Source organism: Candidatus Albibeggiatoa sp. nov. BB20, from assembly GCA_016744725.1.
Taxonomy (GTDB): domain Bacteria; phylum Pseudomonadota; class Gammaproteobacteria; order Beggiatoales; family Beggiatoaceae; genus Albibeggiatoa.
The window spans coordinates 1-433 of sequence record JADGDW010000203.1; the positions used below are offsets into that span (position 1 = coordinate 1).

Sequence of the window (433 nt, forward strand, 5' to 3'; positions counted from 1 at the left end):
TGGCTATGCAATGGATGAAAGTTTATTACCTAGTAAAATTGTGGCTTATCTCGTTGATAATAAAAAAATCACAAAGATGAAAATCAAACCTTCTGAAGGTATTATTGTAAAGACATTTGATGATGTAATTAACAAAATGAATCGTACATCTGATGATATTTTTTATACATTACAGGAGGATTAATAATGTCAAATCAATCCAATTTAATAGATTATTTATATAATATTATTGGTGAGAAATATTGTATTAGCCATACTTTGGAGAATTTAGAACCGATTGAAATTAATGAGGCTCAAAATAATAATTCTAAAAAAGTGGGTTTATGTCAAAAAATTGTGATTAAACAAAAACGTTCTATAAACACTTATGCTTTAACTATAGATGTAAATAGAAAAAAAGACTTTCCAGACATGGTTTTCCCCTACTTTAATT

General features: G+C 26.1%; 2 protein-coding genes. Both read left to right on the plus strand.

Going from position 1 to position 433, the window contains the following annotated elements; translation table 11 throughout:
- On the plus strand, positions 1–184 hold a 184-nt coding region (locus ABXH34_RS16820), incomplete at its 5' end, for a hypothetical protein (RefSeq protein WP_353573043.1).
- Positions 185–186: 2 nt separating this feature from the next.
- On the plus strand, positions 187–433 hold a 247-nt coding region (locus ABXH34_RS16825), incomplete at its 3' end, for a hypothetical protein (RefSeq protein WP_353573044.1).